Annotated in this window: 21 protein-coding genes; 10 read left to right on the forward strand and 11 right to left on the reverse strand. The window is 60.3% G+C overall.

The window, feature by feature from the left end; genetic code table 11:
* Window positions 1-24 precede the first annotated feature (24 nt).
* Window positions 25-378, forward strand: a complete 354-nt coding sequence (locus tag BMY45_RS16915; protein WP_092399539.1) for an NADH:ubiquinone oxidoreductase — start codon at window positions 25-27, stop codon at window positions 376-378.
* On the opposite strand, the gene BMY45_RS16920 is transcribed toward BMY45_RS16915, so the two are convergent.
* Complete coding sequence (locus BMY45_RS16920; protein ID WP_092399541.1) at window positions 375-1,025, reverse strand: DUF1826 domain-containing protein; 651 nt, start codon at window positions 1,023-1,025, stop codon at window positions 375-377. The genes BMY45_RS16915 and BMY45_RS16920 overlap by 4 nt on opposite strands.
* Window positions 1,025-2,233, reverse strand: coding sequence for a zinc metallochaperone GTPase ZigA (zigA, locus tag BMY45_RS16925; RefSeq protein ID WP_092399543.1), 1,209 nt, complete (start codon window positions 2,231-2,233; stop codon window positions 1,025-1,027). The genes BMY45_RS16920 and zigA overlap by 1 nt, the downstream gene beginning before the upstream one ends.
* A gap of 161 nt (window positions 2,234-2,394) precedes the next feature.
* Between zigA and BMY45_RS28440 the strand changes: the two genes are divergently transcribed.
* The 5 genes from BMY45_RS28440 (at window position 2,395) to BMY45_RS16950 (ending at window position 6,229) form a co-directional block, all read left to right on the forward strand.
* The gene (locus tag BMY45_RS28440) at window positions 2,395-2,787 is read left to right on the forward strand and encodes a glutamine synthetase (RefSeq protein WP_092399545.1); all 393 of its coding nucleotides are present in this window, start codon (window positions 2,395-2,397) and stop codon (window positions 2,785-2,787) included.
* Between the two features lie 127 nt (window positions 2,788-2,914).
* Complete coding sequence (gene folE2, locus BMY45_RS16935) at window positions 2,915-3,811, forward strand: GTP cyclohydrolase FolE2 (RefSeq protein ID WP_092399547.1); 897 nt, start codon at window positions 2,915-2,917, stop codon at window positions 3,809-3,811.
* Window positions 3,808-4,476 carry a metal ABC transporter ATP-binding protein gene (locus BMY45_RS16940; RefSeq protein ID WP_092399549.1) on the forward strand — a complete coding sequence of 223 codons (669 nt, stop codon included), beginning with the start codon at window positions 3,808-3,810 and terminating at the stop codon, window positions 4,474-4,476. Before folE2 ends, BMY45_RS16940 begins: the two co-directional genes overlap by 4 nt.
* Complete coding sequence (locus BMY45_RS16945) at window positions 4,476-5,342, forward strand: metal ABC transporter permease (protein WP_092399551.1); 867 nt, start codon at window positions 4,476-4,478, stop codon at window positions 5,340-5,342. The genes BMY45_RS16940 and BMY45_RS16945 overlap by 1 nt, the downstream gene beginning before the upstream one ends.
* A gap of 11 nt (window positions 5,343-5,353) precedes the next feature.
* On the forward strand, window positions 5,354-6,229 hold the full coding sequence (locus BMY45_RS16950) for a metal ABC transporter substrate-binding protein (protein WP_092399553.1): 876 nt from the start codon (window positions 5,354-5,356) through the stop codon (window positions 6,227-6,229).
* A 105-nt stretch (window positions 6,230-6,334) separates the two neighbouring features.
* Here BMY45_RS16950 and BMY45_RS16955 read toward each other — a convergent pair whose 3' ends face one another.
* Window positions 6,335-6,856: a DUF3617 domain-containing protein gene (locus tag BMY45_RS16955; protein ID WP_092399555.1), complete on the reverse strand. Its 522-nt coding sequence runs from the start codon at window positions 6,854-6,856 to the stop codon at window positions 6,335-6,337.
* A 141-nt stretch (window positions 6,857-6,997) separates the two neighbouring features.
* On the opposite strand from BMY45_RS16955, the gene cls reads away from it, so the two are divergent.
* Complete coding sequence (gene cls, locus BMY45_RS16960; protein WP_092399557.1) at window positions 6,998-8,437, forward strand: cardiolipin synthase; 1,440 nt, start codon at window positions 6,998-7,000, stop codon at window positions 8,435-8,437.
* 15 nt (window positions 8,438-8,452) lie between these two features.
* On the opposite strand, the gene cfaB is transcribed toward cls, so the two are convergent.
* Entirely contained in the window at window positions 8,453-9,640 is a 1,188-nt protein-coding gene (gene cfaB / locus BMY45_RS16965) for a C17 cyclopropane fatty acid synthase CfaB (protein ID WP_092399559.1), read from the reverse strand.
* Between the two features lie 320 nt (window positions 9,641-9,960).
* Here cfaB and lpdA point away from each other — a divergent pair, with 320 nt between their 5' ends.
* Window positions 9,961-11,361 (forward strand): dihydrolipoyl dehydrogenase, encoded by a 1,401-nt coding sequence (gene lpdA / locus BMY45_RS16970; protein ID WP_092399561.1) that lies wholly within the window; start codon window positions 9,961-9,963, stop codon window positions 11,359-11,361.
* A gap of 69 nt (window positions 11,362-11,430) precedes the next feature.
* On the opposite strand, the gene BMY45_RS16975 is transcribed toward lpdA, so the two are convergent.
* From BMY45_RS16975 to BMY45_RS17005, 7 genes are all read right to left on the reverse strand, one after another.
* Window positions 11,431-13,581: a hypothetical protein gene (locus BMY45_RS16975; RefSeq protein WP_092399563.1), complete on the reverse strand. Its 2,151-nt coding sequence runs from the start codon at window positions 13,579-13,581 to the stop codon at window positions 11,431-11,433.
* Window positions 13,568-14,761 (reverse strand): DUF3142 domain-containing protein, encoded by a 1,194-nt coding sequence (locus tag BMY45_RS16980; protein ID WP_092399565.1) that lies wholly within the window; start codon window positions 14,759-14,761, stop codon window positions 13,568-13,570. The genes BMY45_RS16975 and BMY45_RS16980 overlap by 14 nt, the downstream gene beginning before the upstream one ends.
* Before the next feature lie 79 nt (window positions 14,762-14,840).
* A complete protein-coding gene (locus BMY45_RS16985) occupies window positions 14,841-15,656 on the reverse strand; it encodes a class I SAM-dependent methyltransferase (protein ID WP_092399567.1) in 816 nt (271 codons plus the stop codon).
* Entirely contained in the window at window positions 15,650-16,804 is a 1,155-nt protein-coding gene (locus BMY45_RS16990; protein WP_092399569.1) for an acyltransferase family protein, read from the reverse strand. The genes BMY45_RS16985 and BMY45_RS16990 overlap by 7 nt, the downstream gene beginning before the upstream one ends.
* Entirely contained in the window at window positions 16,801-17,676 is an 876-nt protein-coding gene (locus BMY45_RS16995) for a class I SAM-dependent methyltransferase (RefSeq protein ID WP_092399571.1), read from the reverse strand. The genes BMY45_RS16990 and BMY45_RS16995 overlap by 4 nt, the downstream gene beginning before the upstream one ends.
* Window positions 17,673-18,965: a glycosyltransferase gene (locus BMY45_RS17000; RefSeq protein ID WP_092399573.1), complete on the reverse strand. Its 1,293-nt coding sequence runs from the start codon at window positions 18,963-18,965 to the stop codon at window positions 17,673-17,675. Before BMY45_RS17000 ends, BMY45_RS16995 begins: the two co-directional genes overlap by 4 nt.
* Window positions 18,959-20,554 (reverse strand): glycosyltransferase, encoded by a 1,596-nt coding sequence (locus tag BMY45_RS17005; protein WP_092399575.1) that lies wholly within the window; start codon window positions 20,552-20,554, stop codon window positions 18,959-18,961. Before BMY45_RS17005 ends, BMY45_RS17000 begins: the two co-directional genes overlap by 7 nt.
* 425 nt (window positions 20,555-20,979) lie before the next feature.
* Between BMY45_RS17005 and BMY45_RS17010 the strand changes: the two genes are divergently transcribed.
* Entirely contained in the window at window positions 20,980-21,894 is a 915-nt protein-coding gene (locus BMY45_RS17010; protein ID WP_092399577.1) for a GDP-mannose 4,6-dehydratase, read from the forward strand.
* Window positions 21,891-22,859 (forward strand): GDP-mannose 4,6-dehydratase, encoded by a 969-nt coding sequence (gmd, locus tag BMY45_RS17015; protein WP_047226665.1) that lies wholly within the window; start codon window positions 21,891-21,893, stop codon window positions 22,857-22,859. Before BMY45_RS17010 ends, gmd begins: the two co-directional genes overlap by 4 nt.
* Window positions 22,860-22,861 lie beyond the last annotated feature (2 nt).

Genomic DNA, 22,861 nt, shown 5'->3' on the forward strand with positions numbered 1-22,861 from the left:
CGGCGGCTTTCGATGGAGGTGAACATGCGGTTGATCGGCTGTTTTTTATTGGCGCTGACGTCGAGCCAGGCGCTGGCCCAGGCTTGTGTCGTGCATAGCCAGGCAGAACGGCTCGATGTGAAAGTCTGCCAGCAGAACCGCAATATTCCACAGAAACTGTTCGCCGACGGCTTCTGCCAGCCAAACCTTGCCGGACAAAAAGTCGAGGTGCAGTACGTCGATCAATGCCCTGGCGGCGCGTTTGGCATCTGCAGCAATGCCCAGGTCGCCAATATGCCCTACCGCCAGGATATTCACTATTACGGCGTGGCCAGCGATGCGGCCTATCTGCAGCCGTTTTGTGAAGGACAAAGTCAGGGCAACTGGCTCAAACCTTAAGCGAGCCAGTCCAGAGTAAGGATCAATCGACGCTCCCCCGGCGCCAGCTGCGGCGAGCGATGGATCAGGCCCATGCCCTCGTTTCCATGCCACTTCTCGCCTTTGAGCAGCGCCACATCGCCACAGGCAAGCTGCTGAACCGCATGCGGGTCACCCGGTTCAGCTTCAGGCTGCCCCAGACATCGACGATCCATCACACCCTCCTTTAGCCACTGGCTACCCACGCCGGCGTACGTGGTGATCAGCCGCACCGGCACATGGTCGACGTGAAAACGCGGGCACATGGCCTTGTCCAGCGTTCGCAGGCGCAGGCCGACACGTCTGGCGCCCAGCAGGCAGGTAAACGCACTGACCAGCCAGGAGACATCGCTGATGAAGCCTTCATAGCCCTGCAGATCGCCAAAGCCTGCGGCGAGACCATCCAGTGCCGGTTGCGCGTCCTCCTGCGGCAGGTCGAGCACCCGCGATTCGGCCAAAGGCTGACCTATGGAAAGCACCATGGCCGCAAAATCGCTGATGTGCACCGGCAGTTGACGTTGCCAGACCGCCAGGTTGGCATCGTCGTCCAGAATTTGCGTCAGGATCCGCGGAGTGTCACCCTGAACCTGGCGTACCTGCACTTCCCGCTTCGCACTGGGCGCCAGCATCACGCTGCGGCCTCGTCATGCCAGGGGCCGAACGGGTCCGGCAGCAAACGCCAACTGTCGACACCCAGGGCCATTTCCGCGTCACTGAGCAGGCAAGCGTCCAGCTCGGCAGTCAGTTGCGTGAAGTCGATATTCTGGCCGATGAATACCAGCTCCTGCCGGCAATCACCGGTGGCGGGAAGCCAGTTTTTCAGGATGGCTGCGGTACTTTCCCCATCTTGCGGCCATTGGCTTTTCGGTACAAACCGCCACCAGCGCCCGGCGAATCCATGTCGCATCAAGCCGCCGGCCTGGGACCAACTGCCCGCTTCTTCATGTTTGCTGGCCAACCAGAAGAAGCCCTTGGAGCGCAGGAGCTTGCCATTGGTCCACGAACGGTCGATAAAGCTGAAAAAACGCTGGGGATGAAATGGCCGGCGCGCCCGGTAAGCTGCCGAAGCGATACCGTATTCTTCGGTTTCGGGCACGTGCTCACCGCGCAGTTCCTGTAGCCAGCCCGGTGCTTGAGCCGCGCGCTCGAAGTCGAAAAGGCCTGTGTCGAGGATCTTTTCCAGCGGTACTTGGCCCATGACCATGGGAATGATCTGCGCCTGGGCGTTGAGCCGTTCCAGAATCGCGATCAACTCCTCCCGTTCGTGACGGCCGATCAAGTCGATTTTGCTGATCAGAATCACATCGGCGAACTCGATCTGCTCAATCAACAGATCAGTAATGGAACGCTCATCCTCCTCCCCCAGGGTTTCGCCTCGTGAAGCGAGGCTTTCGGCAGCGTGGAAATCCAGCAGGAAATTTACGCCATCGACCACCGTCACCATCGTGTCGAGCCGTGCCACATCGGCCAGGCTGCGGCCCTGTTCATCACGAAAAGTAAAGGTTTCCGCCACCGGCAAGGGTTCGGAAATCCCCGTGGACTCGATCAGCAGATAGTCGAAGCGGCCTTCCCTGGCGAGCTGGCCGACTTCTTCCAGCAGGTCTTCACGCAACGTGCAGCAAATGCAGCCGTTACTCATCTCCACCAGTTTCTCTTCAGACCGGCTTAGGGTGACATCTCGCTGGACTTCGCTGCCATCGATGTTGATCTCGCTCATATCGTTGACGATCACAGCGACACGCAGGTTGTCGCGATTGCGCAGGACGTAATTGAGCAGTGTGCTTTTACCGGCGCCGAGAAATCCGGACAGCACGGTGACGGGAAGACGATTGGGCACAGGTATATCCTCATCGGGCGGGCGGCGCTGACGCGGTTGAACGCAGGTCGCGGCTCTTTTCTTCAGGCTTGGGTTCGGTTCAAGGTCTAAGCCTTTTTAATGTTATAGTATAACAACAACATTTAACCAGCATCGCTGTTCAACCGGTCTGAAGTAAAAACATGCGCAATTTTCTAAAATTTGTATTCGCAAGCCCGATGCTGCTGTTGGCGCTGGATGCCTCAGCCCAAAGTCCTGTGTTGGCAAACTGCACTCGCAGCGCGAATTTACTGGCCTGTGTGGATGGCCAAGGCAATGCCTACAGCGTCATGACGGCTGGAAACACCCTTTATCTGCGTGGGTTTGAAGTGATTGGCCGGCGCTATTGGGCCCAAACCACTAGCCGTTACGGCCAACTGACGTTCTTTACCGGAATAGCTTCTGACGGAGAGAGCTGGGTGGGATACAGCCGGCGCGTAGGCTGGACGACAATCAATCGTTTCTCGAGCTCGGGTGGAAGCACTGGGAAATTCCTATGTGGACGCATAAGCGGGTGTCAGGACGCACCCCGCTGATGTTTCACGTGGAACGGTTCGTGAGCCATCCCCCCCTGAGTAAAATGAAACTGCGTTCATGAATAGTGTTCGTCGTGCACATTGTTATAGTATAACATCTATTGTGTGCCTATGACGGACCTTGAATATGAATGCGTTAACTCTGCCGGACGTTGCTGCGCAGGCTTCGCGCCAGTCCCTGCCCCTCGATTGGGTAGGCATGTGCGGCATCGCGGTACCCGTATTGATCGACGGTCAACGTCTCAACGCGATCGCTGATGCCGGTGTCAGCCTTGACGACGGTGAAGCCCGTGGCATCCATATGTCACGCTTGTATCTGGCGCTCGAGCTGCTCGAAGACGCGGCGCTGTCTCCCATGCTGTTACGCCAAATCCTCCAGCAATTCCTCGACAGTCACACAGGCCTATCCGCCGCCGCCTCGCTGAGCGTTCGCACCGGTCTACTGTTCAAGCGCCCAGCGCTCGTCAGCCCACTGGCTGGCTGGAAGCGCTATCCGATCAACATCGAAGCCCACCTGAAGAATGATGTGTTCCACGTGGAACTGAACATTCAGATTGCCTATTCGTCCACCTGCCCTTGCTCGGCCGCGCTCGCTCGTCAGTTAATCCAGCAGCAATTTGTAGACGACTTTGCCAATAAGGCACTCGAGCACGCCAGCGTCCTGGCTTGGCTTGGCTCATCAAAGGGCATCGTCGCCACGCCGCACAGTCAGCGCAGCACGGCCACCTTGAATCTGCGGCTGAACCCGGGCGTCGACGAGCTGCCGCTGCTGTCCATCATTAACGAAGCTGAAGCGGCCCTCGGCACGGCTGTACAAACCGCAGTGAAACGGGCCGATGAGCAAGCCTTCGCGCTCGCTAACGGTCAAAACTTGATGTTCTGTGAAGACGCCGCGCGGCGGCTGAGCATGGCCTTGCGGCGATCCCCCGATATCGCCAGCCTCAATGTGCGAGTGGTGCACGCCGAAAGTCTGCATGCCCATGACGCTGTGGCACAAAGTCGTTGGGTCAGGGAGGCTCTGTGATTCGTTGCCAGTCATTGCGCTGGGGCGCCCCGGGCCACCCCCTCACACCGCCGCTGAACATAGAACGGCCGGCGGGGAGCCTGACGGCCATCGTCGGTGCCAACGGTGCGGGCAAAAGCAGCCTGCTGAAAGTGCTGGCGGGCCTGCAAAAACCTCTATCCGGCAAAGTCGAACTGGATGTTCCACGTCGCGGCAGCGTCTCGTTTCTGGCGCAACAGCAACATCTGGACCGGCAATTTCCAATCAACTTGCAAGAGCTGGTGGCGGCGGGATCCTGGGGTAGCAGACACACGCCGGCGATGCGCCGCCATCGATTGAAAGCCGTACTGCAAGACTGGGCGTTGGATGGCCTGGAGCATCGCTCGTTGATGGCGTTGTCGGGAGGCGAGCTGCAACGCGCCCTTCTCGCCCGTTTGAGTCTGGCCGAAGCGCCTCTGCTGTTGCTCGACGAACCCCACGCCGCCCTCGACGAACAAGGCCAGGCGCTATTGTGGAAGCACATTCACGGCTGGCATGCCGAAGGCCGTACCCTGGTGGTGGTGTGTCATGATCTCGCCGCGGTGCGCCAACATATTCCGCATACATTACGGGTCAGCCAAGCCGGCTGCACGCTGGGCCGCAGTGTCGATTTGATTACCCAACAACCCTTCACGCAGGTGGCCTGATGCTCGCGGCCACCCACCTCTGGCAACCCTTTCAGGAATTTGTCTTCATGCGCCGGGCACTGCTGGGCGGCCTGGTATTGGCGTGTAGCACGGCACCGCTTGGCGTGTTTTTGATTCTGCGACGCATGAGCTTGATAGGCGATGCCGTCGCTCACGGCATCTTGCCCGGAGCAGCACTGGGTTTCTGGTTCGCTGGGCTGAGCCTGCCAGCCCTGACGCTGGGTGGACTCGGCGCAGGCTTGAGCATGGCCGGGCTGGCGGCCTGGATTACCCGTCGCACCGGTCTGCGGGAAGACGCCAGCCTTGCGGCGATTTATCCCATTTCCCTGGCCGCCGGTGTGTTGATTCTCGGTATGGCCGGCAAACGCCTGGACTTGCTGCACCTGTTGTTCGGCTCGGCGCTGGCGGTAGATGGCCCGACACTTACCGGCATGCTCTGGGTTTCGGGGATCAGCCTGCTCGCGATGACGCTGATTTACCGACCGCTGTTGCTGGACACCCTGGACCCTCTTTTCCTGCAAACCGTCAGCCGTCTGGGCCCTCTGGCCCATGGCGTGTTTCTGACCTTGGTCGTGTTGAACCTGGTCATCGGCTTCCAGGCCATCGGCGCACTGATGGTGGTCGGCCTGATGATGTTGCCTGCTGCCGCTTCACGATTCTGGGGCCGCCGTTTGCCGGTTCTGATGGGAGTCGCGGCGCTGTTTGGATGTCTGTCGGTGTGGCTCGGGCTGCTGTTGTCATTCCACTTCTCGCTACCCAGCGGGCCGGCCATCGTACTGGTGGCGGGCGCGCTGTATCTGCTGTCCGTAGTGTTCGGTCCGGTGCACGGTTTGCTGCGTCGCCCGCCTTTACTCACATCCCAATGAGGTGTTTCCCGATGCGCGTTCTGCTCGTGCTGTTCAGTCTGATGCTGTCCTTGTCGACGTCTGCCGCCGAAAAGCTCCAAGTGGTGACCAGCTTCAGCATCCTTGCCGACATGACCCAAGAGGTCGGCGGCGCGCATATCCAGATCACCAACCTGGTGGGGCCGGACGCGGATGCACACACCTACGAACCTACGCCAGACGACGCCAAGGCGTTGCTCAGGGCCAAACTGATCATCAAGAATGGCCTGGGTTTTGAACCGTGGCTGGATCGCCTGGTCACCAGCACCGAAACCAGCGCCCCAGTGATCAGCGCCAGCCGCGGCGTTATTCCTCGTTCGCTGGATGAAGACGGCGAGACTGTTCCCGACCCGCATGCCTGGCATAACCTGGCGAACGCCGAACTGTATGTCAGGAACATCACCAAGGCGCTGGAAACCGCCGACCCGGCCCACAAGACCGACTACGAACGTAACAGCCAGGCTTATCTGAAAAAGATCTACGCGCTGCTCGCCGATGCCAAGGCCAAGCTTGGCGCCTTGCCACCGGGCAATCGCAGGATCGTGACGTCCCACGATGCCTTCGGCTATATGGGACAGGCCTATGGCATCGAGTTTATCGCGCCACAGGGGCTGTCCACTGAACGGGAGCCCTCGGCCGCCGATGTCGCGGCGCTGATAACCCAGATACGCAAAGCGAAAGTAAAAGCCGTGTTCATGGAGAACATCAAAGACGCGCGCCTGCTCAAGCAGATAGCGGCTGAAAGCGGTGCGCACATCGGCGGCACGCTGTACTCCGATGCGCTGGCGGCCAGCGGACCGGCCAGTACCTTCATCGGGTTGTTCGAGTACAACCTGAATATGTTGTACGAAGCGTTGAGCCGGCCATGATTTGCAAGCGCTCTTGAAAGAACTTCTGTGGGAGCAGAGCTTGCTCGCGATGCGCATGCGCCTTGCTGCCACAGATCAACCAGGTCATGTACGCCAGAGCGGGACTCAAGCCCTCGGCTTGACCGTCCCGCAGTCCTGCCCCAACCACACGGCGCGGGTATCCAGGCTGCCGTTCTGCTGGATGCCGGTGGCGTTGAACGTGCCGTTCACCGTCGTAGTGAATTCCCGATCACTCTGGAATGTCGCGACCCCATTGCCTTGGGCTTTCGGACAACTGAAACGAAACTTCCACTGATTGCCGGTGCGCTCGGTGATCTGTTGTTTGCACCCCGATTGCGGGTCTTGCAACGGAATGTCATTGGTCTGGACCTGTTCCGGGGTCAGGCATACGCGAATGCCCTTTCCGCCCATGGTGATGCCCTGCTTTTCCAGCATCGCCCGTTGCTCTGGGGTTATCTGGTTTTGCAGTTGGCCAAGAATCAGTTGCAGATCTGGCAGATTCTGGTTGTCGACCTTCATATTGCTTGTAGTCAGCTCCCACAAACCGGGTTGAAGCATCTGCGCCTGAGCCACCACAGAAACCGACAAACCAACCGTCAGGGCCAAACCCAGCAGACAAACTTTCATCACAAGCACTCCAGAGGACAGGTGGCCGTTAGACGTCTCCCACAGGCTTCGGTTCAGGCTCGACAGGAGTGAATTAATTAGCGACATCCGCCGTGGAACATGGTCTGTTAAGCATTGAAACTTCAGGAGCAAGGCTGCCCCATGGATTATTTCGGCCCGCATGTTTTCGGTTACCTGATCGCATTGCTTCACACTTTGGGTTCTATCGCCGCCGTTCACGCGGTGCTGACGGTACGGACCGCTCAGGGTTCCATCGCCTGGGCCCTGTCGTTGGTATTTATCCCCTATTTGACGTTGATTCCCTATCTGGTTTTCGGCCGGAGCACGTTCGACGGTTATATCAAGGCGCGCCGACAAGCCAACGAAGAAATGCGCAAAGCCGTCTCCGAGCTGAACTGGCGGCCATGGGTCGAAGAAGCTCTCACCGCCCGCGCCTCTCAAGCCTACGCCTCATTACGGGCGATGCCCAAGCTGGGGCGCACGCCGTGCCTGGCGAACAACCAGGTGCGCCTGCTCATCAATGGCTTCGCCACATTCGAGGCAATTTTCGAGGCCATTGAGGGTGCCCGAGAAGCCGTGCTCATTCAGTTTTTCATCATCCACGACGACCGCCTCGGCCAACGTCTGAAAACGCTGCTCTTGAAGAAAGCCGCAGAAGGCGTCGCGGTGTATCTCCTTTATGACCGCATTGGCAGCCATTCCCTGCCCCACCGCTACGTCCAGGCATTGCGCGACGGCGGTGTCCATGTCAAAGCTTTCGCCACCCGTAGCGGCTGGCTCAACCGATTCCAGGTCAATTTTCGCAACCATCGCAAGATCGTCGCGGTGGACGGCGTCCTGGGCTTCGTCGGCGGACATAACGTGGGCGATGAGTACATGGGGGAAAAGCCGCCCTTGGCGCCCTGGCGCGATACCCACGTCGAAGTACGCGGACCCGTCGTGGCGAGCATGCAGGAGTCGTTTGCCGAAGACTGGTTCTGGGCGGCCCGCTCATTGCCACCGCTCATCCTGCCGGACGCCTACCCGGATGACGGCGTGCTCTGCCAATTGCTGGCCAGCGGCCCGGCCGACGCGTACGAAACCTGTTCACTATTTTTTGTCGAAGCGATCCATGCGGCTAGCGAGCGTATCTGGATCACCACGCCGTACTTCATTCCTGATGAAGCGGTATTCGCTGCGTTGCGCCTGGCGGCATTGCGCGGGGTAGACGTGCGCATCTTGCTGCCATCACGCCCAGACCATAAGGTCGTCTACGCGGCGTCGAGCCTATACGCGTTCGAAGCAGTACGGGCCGGCGTGCGGGTATTTCGTTATGAGCCGGGCTTCCTGCACCAGAAAGTCGTGCTGATTGACCGTGAAATCAGCGCCATCGGCAGCGCCAACCTGGACAATCGCTCGTTCCGGCTGAACTTCGAAGTGATGCTTCTGACCGTGGATATCTCGTTCGCTACGCAGGTCGAGCAGATGCTCGAGAACGACTTCGCCCAAGCACTGGAAATAGACAAACAGGAAGGCCGGGAGACCCACCGCCTGCAGAAGATCGGCATGCGGATCGCCCGGCTTATTTCCCCGATACTCTAAGTGGCACACATCTGATCAAGGGGTATAGATGTCGTCGCGAGTCCAGGGCAACTCATGGCTGCCATCGGCGTGCGTCTTCACCGCCAGGATCTGGTGCAGGTTGATCCAGCCCTTGGCGAATGCGTAGGCGCATCCGGCCAGATAAAGGCGCCAGATCCGCAGCGCTTGCTCTGGCACTTCTTTGGCGGCGGCCGCGAGGTTGTCTTCCAGCCGCTCACTCCAATGATCGAGCGTGCGGGCGTAATGCATGCGCAGGCTTTCCACATCGACAATCTCCAACCCCGCTTCGCTGATCTGGGCGGAAATCATCGACAGGTGCGGCAGCTCGCCATTGGGGAACACATACTTCTCAATGAATTCACCCGCACCACGTCCGACCGGGCGACCGTCCGTGTGCTTGGCGGTGATGCCATGGTTCATCACCAAGCCACCCTCGCGAACCGCGCCGAAAAGGGTTTTGCAGTACTGCTGAAGATTGGCATGGCCAACGTGCTCGAACATGCCGACGCTCACCACTTTGTCGAAGCGACCGTCCTGGGGCAGGTCCCGGTAGTCGAGCAACTGCAACTCCACCTGACCATCCAGGCCGTCAGCCGTGACCCGCTCCCGAGCCAGGGCCAGTTGCGCCTTGCTCAGGGTGATGCCAAAGACCCTAGCGCCGAACTCCCGCGCCGCGTAACGCGCCAACCCGCCCCAGCCGCAGCCCACATCCAGCAAGTAATCTCCCGGTTGCAGGCGCAGCTTGCGGCACAAATGGCGGAATTTGGCTTGTTGAGCCTGCTCAAGGGTTTCGCTACCGGTCTCAAAGTAAGCACAGGAATAGGCCATGTCGCTATCGAGCCAGAGCTGATAAAAGGCGTTGGAAAGGTCATAGTGGTAGGAAATCGCCTTGGCGTCGGCTTCCTTGTCATGAACCGAGCGTACCGGCAGGTAATCAACGTTTTCGGCCAGCAGGGCTTGGCTCCATTCATCGCAGACGCGGATGACTTCGTGGATCGATCCTTCGAGTTCCAGCTTGCCTTCTACAAACGCCGCTCCCAATGAATTAAGGCTGGGATGGGTGAGTTGTGCGACCATCTGTGGGTCCTTGACCACGATCGTGACGCTGGGATCGGCACCCAGCGTAAATTCATGGCCGTCCCAGAGCCGCAGCCGAAGCGGTAAATGCAGATTCTGTAAGGCCGGTGGAAGTTGCGCGAGCATGAGATAGCCCCCCTTGTTTCAGACGTCTGAAATGAGGGTAGACCATCCTGGAAAAGTAGCAGCCTATGGAATTTATAGCCTTTTTCTATCGCGCTGCCCTTGCCTCCCTTCTGAGGGTCATTTTCAGCATTTAGATCCCGGGGCGCGTTAACTGAATAAGGCCTAGCCACCCAAAGACCGGCCCCCTGAACAACCCCATTTGTTCCACGTGGAACTAAACTCAGCAAACCAACCCATCTCAATCCTGGCCCTTGACCGAGCCATTCGAAAACGCACACATTACGCTCATAATTTTTCTCAAGCCGAGCGGGAGAAGAGCCATGAGCAACTACGACGTAATCATTCTGGGCGGTGGCCCCGGTGGGTATAACGCGGCGATTCGCGCCGGACAGTTGGGGTTAAAGGCTGCCTGTGTCGAAGGCCGAGCCACCTTGGGCGGCACCTGCCTGAACGTCGGTTGCATGCCCTCCAAAGCATTGCTCCACGCCTCGGAGCTGTACGAAGCGGCCATGGGAACGCCATTCGCCAATCTGGGCATCGAAGTCAGCCCCACCCTCAACCTCGCTCAAATGATGAAGCAGAAGGACGAGAGCGTGGCGGGACTGACCAAGGGTATCGAATTCCTGTTTCGCAAAAACAAGGTCGAATGGATCAAGGGTTGGGGCCACATCGACGGGCCCGGCAAAGTGACGGTCACCGGTGAAGACGGCGGCAAGACCACACTGAGCGCCAAGGACATCGTCATCGCCACCGGTTCCGAGCCCAGTCCCCTGCCGGGTGTGGCGATCGATAACCAGCGCATCCTCGACTCCACCGGTGCATTGTCCTTGAGTGAAGTGCCGCGTCATCTGGTGGTGATCGGCGCGGGCGTCATCGGCCTCGAATTGGGTTCGGTCTGGCGGCGCCTGGGCGCTCAGGTCACGGTGGTGGAGTACCTCGATCGCGTCTGTCCTGGCGTGGATGGCGAGGCCGGCAAGACCTTGCAAAGGGCCCTGGCCAAACAAGGCATCCAGTTCAAACTGAGTTCCAAAGTCACAGGCGCCACTTCTTCGGCCAGCGGCGTGCAATTGCAGGTTGAGCCCGCCACGGGTGGCGAGGCGCAGACCCTCGACGCGGATTATGTACTGGTCGCCATTGGTCGTCGGCCGTATACCCAGGGGCTGGGGCTTGAAAACGTCGGCCTCAGCACCGACAAACGCGGCCTGCTCGCCAACAAGGGCCACCGCACCGAAGTGCCCGGCGTGTGGGTGATCGGCGACGTGACATCCGGCCCGATGCTGGCCCACAAGGCAGAAGACGAAGCCATGGCCTGCATCGAACAGATCGTCGGCAAGGCCGGCGAGGTCAACTATGACCTGATCCCCAACGTCATCTACACCCGCCCAGAACTGGCCAGCGTCGGCAAGACCGAGGAACAGCTCAAGGCTGAAGGCCGTGCCTACAAGGTCGGGAAGTTTCCGTTCACGGCCAACAGCCGGGCGAAGATCAATCACGAGACCGAAGGTTTCGCCAAAATACTGGCCGACGAACGGACCGATGAAATCCTCGGCGTACACCTGGTGGGGCCGAGCGTCAGCGAGATGATCGGGGAATACTGCGTCGCCATGGAGTTCAGTGCCTCAGCCCAGGACATCGCGCTGACCTGCCATCCGCACCCTACCCGCTCGGAAGCCTTGCGCCAGGCGGCGATGAATGTGGAAGGCATGGCGACACAGATGTAATGCGTGAGTTTATCCACAACCGCTGGGAGCAAGACTTGCTCCCAGCGTGCCTGGATGTACACACAAAGCTTAGCGAGCCGAAATTCGGGCCTTGCGCTGGCGAAGGTTGATCAATCCCAGCCCCAGCGCCACCACCAGCAGGACACCGGCTATTTGCAGCCAAACTTTGTAGGGCCGCAACGCCGAACGAATCGGCTCCAGGGCCTGGGTCACGTAGCGTTTGTCCGCGTTGCGAAAATCAGGATAAGGGCAGTGCCGGCCAAAATCCCACGCCCACTCCACGTAAGGGCCGTGCTGCACATAACGTTGATACAACGCGCGTTGCTCCGCCAGGCTGGAGTTGTACCCCACCGCGGCACACAGTACCGCCGCAAACGCATGGCTGGTATGGGGCAGGTTATCGGCCGCCTGGCTCGCCAACGCCGTGGCGACAAAACGATAGTGATAACGCGCGTCCGGTTGCGCGGCGCTGGCCTGCTGGCGTTGCCACTCGCCTTCGCTGATCAGTGGTCCAACCTTCAGGTCGGCGGGTTCAAGGCTATAGTTGCCGCCAAAGGTGGCGTAGTCCGGCGCCATCTCGTAACCGAGCAGTTCCATACCCTGGGTACGCGCGAACCAGGACGCATTGAAATACGCCTCGGCCCGTCGAGTGGGCCACCATCTGGACTCGGCCTCCTGACGCAACTGCCCATAAGCTCGAGCCTGGTTCTGTAGCTCGACGTTGTCGAAGTAGTCTGGCGCCTCGTCGTAGCGTCCTTCTCGTAGCAAGCGACGCCCCAGCAGATTGCGCAGGTTCGCGGCCACCGGCAGTTGCACGTAATTGTCGCGATCCTGCTGGCTCAACGGCGGCACCGCCGGGACTTGAGCGTCGACGTATTGCTTGAGCTCGTCGACTGTCAGCACTCGCTCAGCGACCGTAGCGGCGTCATACCAATAAATGCTCTGGCTGCGGTAGAGCTGATCGAAGGCTTGAAGGTAATCGCCCCGTTGCAAGGCCAGGATCGCGCTTTCGCCTTCGACCCGACACTTGGGTTGCACCGACTCGTAATTCCAATCCGGCGTGCGTCGTTCGCCCCACGACTCGTCTTTGGGAAACGCCTGGGCAGCTTTGGCATAGGCCGCCGCCGCGGCGCCTTTGTCACCCTCGCGCACCGCCAGTTTGGCCCGCAGCCACCAAGCCAGGCCGCTATCCCCGGCCTTTTCCAGGAACGCCTTGGCGGCGGCATAATCGCCTTGCTGATAATTCACCGCCGCCAGACGGTCGGCATTATCGAGGCTGTCACGGGTGCTGGCTTGCAGCAATTGGACCAGCCGCTTCTCGCCGGCCGGTTGCTCACCGAATGACCAACCGATGCGGCTGAGCAACGAAGCGGTGAGCAGTTGCTGCACTGCTTTGCCTTTGAGCAGGCGCATCAACTGCTCGTCCGGCAGCTCGTTCAGGTCACCGACCAATTGTTTCAACGAACTGTAGCCGACCTCGGAGCCCAGCAGGTTCTGGCTGGCGTAGAGTTCAATGGCACTGTTCCAGTCGTCACGGATGTAGGCAACCCGGGCTTCTTCGCCGAGGCTGGCGACACCCAGCTCCAACGGGTCGCTGAAGCCACTGATGCTCAACTGACGAGCCAGACGGAACGCCTCTTGAGCCTGGTCCAGCAATCCTGCCGGTTCACCGCTGCCCGCCTCGCTATTCATGGCGAACAAGGCTCGCCCCAGGGAATACGCAGCCCACGTGCTGCGCAACCGGCGCTCGTTCGCCGGCAACGCGAGTAACTGACGGAACGAATCGACCGCCAGCGCATGCTCGCCGGCGTTGAAGGCTGTCGCGCCGATCGCGTACAAGCGCAGTTCGGCAGGCAGATTCGCCGCTTCGGTGGTGACCTGCTGAACGTCGGTCAGCGCCCGCACACGCTCCACGACCGCTTGTTGCGGCGGGGTCAGGCCGAGCCGTTCGGCCTTGTTGCGTTGTTCGACGTAGGCAGGTAAATCACCGTAGCGCTGATCCGGGTTGGCCGTCGCATCGGTGACCGGCTTGAGCCCGGCTATGGCGTGGCCGAGGCGACTGATCTCGAAGCGAAAGCTGCCTTCGGGCAAATCCGCCAGCGATTGACTGCGGTTATCCAGCAGGCGCATCGGGAAGTCCGGTCCGCAGGCCAGCGCCTGACCCAACGGCAGGCTGAGGCTCAGGCAGAGCAGACGACTGGGCCACTTACGGGTGAACATTGAAACCTCCTTGGTCAATTTTCGTACAGCGCGCCCAGCCAACGGCACGCTGGGCGCCGGCGGCCAGGCGGCCTTCCTGAATGCGGGTGAAGGTAAGCAGTCCGGGCGTTTGTTGCAACGTGTACCCCGCCAGCGCATCAGCACCGTCGCACGCGCCAACCACCAGGGTCAGACGCTGGGGCCAGGGACTGTCGAGGTTGCCCTGATTAACCAACTCAATATCGTAAAGCCCGCCCTGTTCATGCACTCGCAAGGACAACCGACTGTCCAGGCGGTCTCCCCGCGCAACGGCACCGAGGGTGGTCAAACTCCAGGCCCGTCGGTCATCCGCCAGCGGCAGGCGAAACCAGATCAACCCGGCCAGATGTTTCGGCGGTTCGGCCCGCAGTTCTGCCACCAGCCCGGCCACTTGCTGCGGGTCAGCCAGCAGCTCACGACGCTCGCCGCCTTGATCGATTGGCACTTCACTTTCAACCACCGGCACACCACTCTCCTGAGCCAACAGCGCCATGCCGTAGGCTGGCAGGGCCAGATAGAACGGTCGCGTGGTGACACCACTCCAGCGTTCGGCCCAGTGCAGCGCCTGTTTCGGGTCGAACAGCCCCTGCCGGGGATCACTGACCGCGTGGACCTGCAACACGCTGCTGTCCACCGTCCGCAGCAGTCCTGGCAACGCAGGGCTGTCAAGCCAGGCCGGCAGTGCCGTGATGCTCAGCCCCAGCGTGGCGGGCAGGGTTTGCCGCAAACGGTTCAAAAATGCGCCATAGGCAGGCAGTCGTGCATTGCCGGCATCGTGGTCGATCTCGATCCCTACCGGGGCCAGGCCTTGCGCTTGCCAGTCGCTCAGCAGTTGCTGGATCTGCGCGATCACATCGTCCTGATCCAGAAATCTGAGCTGACCGTCCAGGCGTATCACTGCGATCAGCGGTCGACCGTCAGCCTTGAGCAGTTGCGCATCGATCCGCGCGCGGCTCCAGCCGGCCTGGGGAAAGGCCTGCAAGGCAAGAATGCGCAGGCTGGAAAAATCCTTATGGCTTTGCCGCAGCGCCGGTGCGTGGGCCGGCGTCCACTTGCGTTGCCAGACATAGAGTTGGTGATCGAGAGCCGGGGCCGGGGACTGTTCACAGCCGCTTAAAAGCAATGCGGCAAGGGTGAGCGATAGCCGGAAAAGAAACGCCATGGAATTTCAGCACCCAAAAAAGGCTGGCAGATTAACCCCTCCCGCGCCAGCCACAAATGAATTCATCCTCAGCACCTTGTCATTCAGCCTTACGCGCAATAATCACCTGACTCTTGGCCACCACCGCATCCAGCGCCTGCTTGATCTGCGCGCCGCGGGGCGAATTGAGCACCGCTTGCCAGGTGTCTGCCCAATGGTTGAGCAGCGGGTGGTCGGCATTGCTGAAATCGACTTTCGCTTCCCAGAACAACAGCATCCACATCGACCAGTAGAAACCGTACTGGCTGTGACTCAACACTTCCAGCCCGGCCTCGCTGACCATGGCCTTGAACTGCTCTTCGCTGATGATGCGAATGTGGTTGGGCTTCTGGAAATACTCCGGTGCGGCGATGTCCTTTTGCAGGTCTTCGGAGCTGGGGTGCGGCACGCTCAACAGGTACAGCGCGCCGGGCCGGCCGACCCGGACCAGCTCGGCGAGAAACTGCGCCGGGTCGTCGACATGCTCAATGACTTCCGTGGACACCACGCGGGTGACCGTTCCATCGGCAATGGGCAGCGGGTTGCAGTCGGTCACATGGCATTCGACGTCACGCGCCGGAGTGTCGCTCAAGCGCTGACGGGTGGCCTCGACCTTGGCCGCGTCGATGTCGGCGATGATGATCTTCGCCCCACGCATGCCACAAAAATGCACGTTGCCACCGTCGCCGCAGCCAACGTCCAGCAATGTGTCCTCAGGCGCAACCGGGAAACCGCTGAACAGTTCTCCGGTTTGCTGATTGAACCAGCCGCTGAGCATCGCATCGTGCAGCCCGAGCATATAGGGATCGACCTTGTCGGCCGCTGGCGTTGCGGGCGCGGGCGTACCCGTGGTGAGTTTCTTCAAAAGGCTCAGCATGAAGGGGCTCCAGAGACGGGAAGGACGGGACGGGCGGCACGCAGGCGTTCAACCAGTTGAGCGCCGCGCTGGCGCATGGGCATTTCAACCATCCGGTAGTTGAGTTCGCTCAACAGCCCGATCAGCGTCAAGGCACAGGCAAGGGCCAACCAGGAATCACTCGCCACGTCCGGCGACCCCAGCGGGGCGAAACGAAACCACAGTTCGCGCAGCAGGAAAAACACCGGGATGTGGATCAGATAGATCCCGTAGGAGCGGCTGCCAACCCAGGTCAGCGCAGTTTTCAACGGGCTGCGGGGCAACAGATAGTCCCGGTCATAGGAGGCCACCCACACCAGCACGGCACTGAGCAGTGCGATGACTCCGAGACGGTAGAATGACAGATTGAAATGCTCGGTCGCGATCCAGGCCATCACGCTGCCTAGGCCTGCCATCAGCAACACACCCAGCCCGGGCCAACGTAGCCACTTGGGTTCGAACCGCCAATAATCGGGGCGCAAACTCCAGATCGACAGCAGCACGCCGAGGGCCAGGGCGTCTGTGCGGATGACCGAAAGCCATACCGCGCGCCAGGTGAAAAACTGCACCAGCACCACCGCCAGCAGCACCCAGACCAGATACCGGCGGGAGACGAACACCAGCAGCGGCAGAATCAAATAGAACTGCTCTTCCAGCGAGAGCGTCCAGTACACAAAGCTCGCACCATATTCATAGCGCATGAATGCATCGGCAAAACGCAAATTGGCGAATTGCAGAAAACCGGCCAGGGTCGCCTGTACATTGGCTTGCACACTGCCGAACGCGCCAGAGCGATTGAAAAACAACGCAGCCAGCAGCATCAGCAGCAACCAGAGCCACGCCGACGGCAGCAGGCGAAACGCCCGGCGGATCCAGAATTCCCGGACAGTGGCCCAGAACTGCCGAGAAGTGTCACAACCGCGCAGTTGCGGGATCAGACTGCGGCCAATGACAAAGCCCGATATTGCGAAGAACAGATCCACGCCCCACCACAGCTGGAAGCTACCGGAAAGAGCCGCCAGACGCGGCCACCCACCGGGAAACGGCATGCCTTGTACGTGATGAAACAGCACACCCATCACCGCAACGGCGCGCAACAACTCGATGTCCATGATTCGCTTGCTGCTCATGCCGAACTCCGGGCCGCAGGATCGGGTTTGCGGGCAATGATGACCTGACTCTTGGGCATGAATTGATCAAGGACCTGCTTGATCGCCAAGCCATCGGGTCGTGTCAGCACGCCCTGCCAGAGGCTAGCCCAGCTCTCCATCAATGGCGGATAAGGCGCCTGGATCCGGTCACGCACCGCCCCCTCGAGGGCTCGTCCGGCCGCGCGTTCGCTGGCCCAGAAAAAAATCATGCCCATGACCCAGAAAAAGCCGCTGGCCTGGCGATGCTCGATGACCAGCCCCGCGTCCTCCACCAATGCAGCGAATCGTTCGGCACTGAAAATCTGCACATGGTTGGGAGACTGGAAGTAACCCGGCGGTGCGATGCCCTGCTGTAAATGCTCGCCTACGGAGGCCGGCACGCTGAGCAGGTACTGCGCCCCTGGCCGGCCCATGCGCACCAGTTCGGCCATGAACGGCTCGGGTTGGTCGACATGCTCGAGCACTTCCATGCACACAATTTTGCTCGCGCAGCCATCGGCCAGCGGCAACGGCAGGCTGTTGCTGACCAGGCTCAGAAACGGCGCGCGGGTCTGGGCCTCGACCTGGCGGGCCAGGTTTCGCACCTTGTCGTATTCGCTGTCGGTAAAAATCACTGAAGCGCCTTGGCGCACTGCAAACAAGGTCGCCACGCCCTCCCCGCAACCAACATCCAACAAGGTGTCCTGGGCGGTGATAGCGAAGCCTTTGAGCAACTCGCCGCTGTCGTTGAGAAACCAGCCGTCGAGCATTGCGTCGTAGAGGCCCACGTCACGGGGCGACACGGCGCCAGTCGATGGCGGCGCAGCAGGTACGACGGGCGGCCTGAGCCACGCCAGCAACCGCCCGATCATGGCTGCTGCGCGTTCCGGCGACGCTCCAATACCTGTTCAAAAAAAACCCGCAGACGCTGCTCGGCGTTGGCCTGGCTGCAGAACGTTTCCAGACTGCGCACGGCATGGGCCGACATGCGGCGATAACGCTCGGGGTCGTTTTTGGCCACGTCATAGCTGGCGCGATAGGCCGAGCATAGCGAGTCCCAATCGGTGACATAACGCAGGGTACGAAACGCTGCACGGGGGTCATGGGGCCAGGCCGTCAGTTCCTCGGTGCACTCGACGACAAAGGCATTGTCATGGTCGATGTAATCGGCCATCGCCGTGTTCAAGGGTGCAATCGCCGGCCGGCCGCAGGACATGAACTCCATCAGGGGCAAACACTGACCTTCGCCGTAGGAGCAGTTGACCACGTAGCGAGTGGCCTCCACCAATCGCTCGTAGTCCGCATCCGCCAGGTAACCGTGGATCAGCACGATACGGCAGCGGTATGACTGGTTCTTGTAGACATGGTGCAGCATGTCGTTGAGTGCAGCGGTGACGTCGTGGTGGGTCAGCTTGAGTACCAGCGTTGCGTCAGGAACGTCGCGGAACGTCGCACAAAACGCGCTGATCATGTCCTTCCAGTTCTTGCGTCCATCGTAAGGGTTGAAGACCGACGTATACACCACTCCGTCCAGAAGCAGCTCGCAATCCTGGGCCGGAGCATCAAAAACCAGCGCCGTACCGGCCTGGTGCGCTGGCGGGCCGTAGGGCCGCAGGTCGACGGTGCGGCTGTCGATCAACAGCCCGCGCAACTGCAGTCGCATGTGATCGACCGTAGGTCGCTGGGCCAGCATCGCACCGCGCGCGTAAAACCGGTCCCATACCGGAGCGGCAATGGCGGCGATGGGGAAGTCCGCCCCCATTACCTCCCGCACGGCGTGGACGGTGAAGCTGGAATGGGTAATCGCCATACCGGTCGCGCCAAGGACCACCCGCCAGTCGTGCCGCGGCTCACCCTGCCAGCTTTCGGTCGGGATGGTGCTGAACTCCCAGGCGAAGACGGGAATCGTCGGGCAGGCGTAGTGGGCATCTGTGCGATGGGGCGGGGAAAAGGACAGGAAGACACAATCCTCGCCGCGCCCAAGGCAATCGGCATATAGCTGATCGACTTCTTGTTCCGGCCGGGTCACTTCAACAACGTGCCCCAGTCGCTCCAGCACCGGGCGAAACTCCTTGAGCACGAAGTAATAGCTGTATTCGGGTTTGCCGAGGTTCGCCAGAATGTTGCTCTGATTGGTTTCCGAATAAACGATGATCAGCATGATGTCGCACCCACCTGGGCCAGCAGCGGCGCATTCTCGGCACTGCCTTGCGGGGCCAGGAAATCCACCAGGCGCTGCTGCACCGGGGCAAAACCGCAATAGCGACGCATGCGCTCATTCGCTGCCACCGCCATGGCCTGGTAGGCCTGCGGCTGATGCCGGGCCATGGCGTAGCTCTGCTGGTAAGCCAGTTTCAGCGATCCCCAGTCGGGCCGATGGCGCAGGGTACGGTACAAAATGCGCGAATCTTCCGGCCAGATGGTGGGTTCATGGCTGGATTTGACGATAAAGGCCACTTCGGTATCGATGTAGTCACGCATCGCCGTGTGGTCCGGCGCGATGGCCGGGCGCGCGCAAGACATGAACTCCATCAGCGGCAGGCACAAACCTTCACAGCGCGAAGCATTGACGTAAAAACTCGCCGCACCGTACAACCGGGCGAATTGTTCGTCCTCCAGATAGCCGTGCATCACCACTACCCGACAGCTGAACGGCGATAGCTGGGACAGCAGCGTGAGCAACTCGACGTAGTAGGTCGACAGATCGTTCTGGGTCATTTTCAGCACCAGCGTGGCGTCCTCGACGTCCCGCAGCGCCCAACAAAATGCCGTGATCAAGTGATGCCAGTTCTTGCGACCGTCATCGGGGTTGAACACGCTGACATACACCACCCCGCTGACTTCGGTTTCCACCACCCGACGGGTGTCCGGCAGCACCGCCTGGGGATGTTCCGATGGCGCCGGTTCTGAAGTTGGCTCGACGACACCTGGCACAGGCCGCGTCGGGCCTCTCATCAGTCGGCTCACCAAAATGCGCACCGGCACTGGCACCAAGTCGCGAACCGCTTCGCGATACCAGCACAACAGGTTGTGCTTGATCAGCCACAACGGCCCGTGGGTGGCCTTCGCGGTCACGGCGCGCAGCACCTCGCGTAGGTAATGCCGGGAGATGAAAGCGCGGCGCCGCCACGTCAGGGCCGTAGGTTCGCTGGACGCCCTCCCCGATGCCGCTTCGGCAAGCGGCGCAATCAAGCCATCTGCCGACAGCCCAAGGGGACGGCTGTCGATGATGCAGCCTTTGATCTGTAAGACCGTGCCCGGATTGACCGGTGTGATGGGATATTGCTCACGAACCGCAGCGAAGCGTTCCCACAGTGGCGTGGGTAAAACCAGCACCGGGAAATCCTCGCCCAACGTACGACGGATCGCCTCGGCCGTGTGGCTGGACAGGGTAATCACCCGGCCATGGCGCGCCAGCGTGCGGCTCCAGTCATGGCGCAGGTCGTCATCCCAGTGCTCGGCCGGGATCGAGTCGAACTCCCAGGCCACCACGCAGACCATGGGGCACGCCAGATCGACAGGCGTCTTGTGGGGGGGTGAAAACGAGAGAAACAGGCAGTCCTGCCCCGCCTGCTGCAACGTTCGATAAAGCGGATCGACCTCGGCGACCGATGACACCACATGCACCCGGCCCAGGCTTTCCAGCACGGGGCGATAAGCCTTGAGCACGAAGTAATAACTGTACTCAGGGCGGCCGAGGCTCTGGCTGATGGAGTGATCGTTTACGTCCGAGTAAAGAATGAAATTCATGGCATCCCATCATGGAGCGGCCATCCCGGCGACTCCACCTCATGACGGTCGACTCACGAACCGGCCCGGCCAGGCGGCCGTTGCTCGTCGATTGTCTGCGTACCCGTCTCGTTCTTGTTTTTAGTGGCCCTTGCCCCGTGGCTCGACTTGAAATCGACATCGCAGGGATCGTGACAAGGGGCATTCTAACCACATCAGCCAAGGGTTCGTGAACAGGCGAATGAGAATAAACCGGCTATAAATATGAGAACCGACCGGTCACGGTTTGTGTGGTTGAAATTGCTTCGAAATTGGCACAGATTGGCAACCAAACAACTACAACAAAAGCTTCATCTGGGCTGACTTTCAACTGGGTTTCTCCGAACTTACGGAAATATCCTACTCAGATCCGCACCAGACGAAGTTCGTATCGAGAGGACTGGTGCTTGAAAAAACGTCTGTTCGTTACAGGCCTCAGCGGTTTCGTAGGACGCCACATCAAATCTCGCCTGGATGCCCCTGATTCCACTTGGCAGGTGATGCCCGTCCCTACCCGTTATGACCTGACAGACGGTAGATCCCTGGAAGGTCTCTGGCCGCAGATCCCCGATGCCGTGATTCACCTGGCGGGCCAGACATTCGTTCCAGAAGCCTTTCGCGATCCGGCCCGCACCCTGCAAATCAACCTGCTTGGCACCTTGAATCTTCTCCAGGCCCTCAAGGCCCGAGGATTCACCGGAACATTTCTGTATGTCAGCTCCGGTGATGTGTATGGCCAGGTCAACGAAACCCAACTCCCCATTACCGAATTGCACCCCCCTGGTCCGCGCAACCCCTATGCCGTAAGCAAGCTGTCAGCCGAACTGCTGAGCCTGCAATGGGGCATGAGCGAAGGCTGGTCGGTGCTGGTGGCCCGCCCTTTCAACCACATCGGCACCGGTCAGAAAGACAGCTTCGTCATCGCCAGCGCGGCCCGGCAGATCAGCCGTATCAAGCTGGGCTTGCAATCGGCCCAGCTGCAAGTGGGCGATATCGATGTCACCCGCGACTTTCTTGACGTAGACGATGTGATTTCAGCCTACCTGGCACTGCTGGACCACGGCGTGTCGGGGCAGACCTACAACATCTGCTCGGGTCACGAGCAAAGCATTCGCAGCCTGATCGAACAATTGGGCGACATCGCCCAGGTCGATGTGCAACTGATCCAGGACCCCGCGCGTCTTCGTCGCGCAGAACAGCGTCGCGTCTGTGGTAGCCCTGCCAAGCTACGCCAGGCCACAGGATGGACGCCTGAAACAACAACACAACAATCCTTGCGGGCGATCCTGTCCGACTGGGAGATACGGGTACAACAAGAATGAAAAGTGCATTGATCACAGGGATCACCGGCCAGGACGGCGCGTATCTGGCCAAGTTACTGCTCGACAAGGGTTATAAAGTCCATGGCCTGGTGGCCCGGCGAAGCAGCGATTCGCGCTGGCGGCTACGCGAGACCGGGATCGAGAACGACATCGTATACCTGGACGGCGACATGGCCGACGCCTGCTCGGTACAACGCGCCGTGATCAAGTCAGCGCCGGACGAGGTGTATAACCTGGCCGCGCAGAGTTTCGTCGCCGCTTCCTGGAACCAGCCGGTGACCACTGGCATCGTCGATGGCCTCGGGGTGACCCACCTGCTCGAAGGCATTCGCCAGTTCAGCCCTCAAACCCGTTTCTACCAAGCGTCAACCAGCGAAATGTTTGGCCTTATCCAGGCCGAGCAGCAGGATGAGCACACGCCGTTCTACCCACGCAGCCCCTATGGCGTGGCGAAACTGTACGGCCACTGGATCACCGTCAACTACCGCGAAAGCTTCGGCCTGCACGCCAGCAGCGGCATTCTTTTCAATCATGAATCGCCCCTGCGCGGCATCGAGTTCGTGACGCGCAAGGTCACCGACGCCGCTGCGCGCATCAAGCAAGGCAAACAGCAGGAGTTACGCCTGGGCAATATCGACACCAAGCGCGACTGGGGCTTTGCCGGCGATTATGTCGAAGCCATGTGGCTGATGTTGCAACAGGACAAACCCGACGATTACGTGGTTGCCACAGGCGTAACCACCACTGTGCGCGAAATGTGCAGGATAGCCTTCGAGCATGTGGGCCTGGACTACCGTGACTTCGTCAAGATCGACCCGGCGTTTTTCCGCCCGGCCGAGGTGGACGTGTTGCTCGGCAACCCAGCCAAGGCCCAACGGGTTCTTGGCTGGAAACCCAGGACCGACCTCGACACCCTGATCCGCATGATGATGGATGCGGACATGAAGCGCGTCGCCAAGGAGTAGGC

The organism is Pseudomonas sp. NFACC39-1 (genome assembly GCF_900110355.1).
GTDB lineage: Bacteria > Pseudomonadota > Gammaproteobacteria > Pseudomonadales > Pseudomonadaceae > Aquipseudomonas > Aquipseudomonas tehranensis.